The 1,184-nt window shown below is 54.1% G+C and carries 1 protein-coding gene; it reads left to right on the top strand.

Features of this window, described 5'->3' with window-relative positions; all coding sequences use genetic code 11:
- The first annotated feature begins 210 nt into the window (after nucleotides 1-210).
- A complete protein-coding gene (locus tag IRZ77_RS26670) occupies nucleotides 211-1,173 on the top strand; it encodes an IS110 family RNA-guided transposase (protein ID WP_025337484.1) in 963 nt (320 codons plus the stop codon).
- The last annotated feature ends 11 nt before the right edge of the window (nucleotides 1,174-1,184 follow it).

The following is a 1,184-nucleotide window of genomic DNA, read 5'->3' as shown; positions in this document are numbered from 1 at the left end:
GCCGCTTGTATGGTGATACTCGAAGGGGTGGTGGGACGAAAAAGCCGAATCTGACTGTTCACAGCAGTACAGACCGTGGGAGAACTCGCCCCACCCCTTCACCAAAGCGCCGATAAAGAATGCATCGTTTGCAAGCGACGATAGAAGCAAGCCAGCGCCTCTTGGTGAAACCCCTCCGAGCCCAAAAACCATACCGTGGGAGTTCAGGCGATGGCAATGCGAGTAGAGAAGTTCATCATTGGCGTCGATGTCGCCAAGGTCGAACTGGTCAGCTATTGCGAGGAAACCGCTCAACAACACTCGTTGAAAAATACAAAGCCTGAGATCCGCAAGTGGCTGGCACTTCAGCCAGCCAATACGGCTATCTGTGTTGAAGCCACCAACGTTTATCACCTGGACCTGGTGGAGATGGCTTACGAAAAGGGTTTTGCAGTCTATGTCGTTGATGGGTACCAACTCAGCAACTACCGAAAAGGGATTGGCGGGCGTGCCAAAACTGATGCATCTGATGCCTGCCTGCTAGCCCGTTTCCTGGATCGTGAGGGCAGCTTGCTTCGTCCTTGGTCACCCCCTCCAGCCGTCTACAGCAAGCTTCAGAGCCTTCTCCGACGCCGAGCAGCGCTGGTGTCAGCGCGCACCAGTCTGACCCAGAGTTGGGGTAACGAAGCGTCCCTCAAGGACGCCTTCAATAGCTTCGCCAAACACTTTGAGTCGCTTGATCTGCTGATTCAAAAGCGTTTGAAGACGCTGGTTAGAGAAGCGGGGCTGAGCGAGCAGGTTGCCCGCTGCCAGGCAGTTGAAGGCATTGGTTTTCTGACTGCCGTCGCTTTAGTCACCGCCTTCATCCGCGGCGACTTCAAGCGCAGCGATTCATTCATCGCTTTTCTAGGCATGGATCTGAAAGTTGCCGAATCAGGCCAGAAATCCGGACGCCGATGCTTAACCAAGCGAGGCTGCTCAGAAGTGCGCCGGCTACTGCACAATGCAGCCATGGCGGCTAGCAAGACAGCTGCGTGGAAAGAGGTGTATGAACATTATCGGAATACAGGTAAGGCAACCACTCAGGCCCTTGTCATCCTGTCCCGAAAGCTGGCCAGAATTGCATTCGCCTTGATGAAGACTCAAGGCGAATACATGAGCAAAGGGGGCAAAAAGCATTGCCCACAACCATAGAATCTCCCACA

Source organism: Pseudomonas pudica, assembly GCF_015680405.1.
GTDB classification, from domain to species: Bacteria; Pseudomonadota; Gammaproteobacteria; order Pseudomonadales; family Pseudomonadaceae; genus Aquipseudomonas; species Aquipseudomonas pudica.
This window is presented reverse-complemented; position numbering and strand designations above follow the sequence as displayed.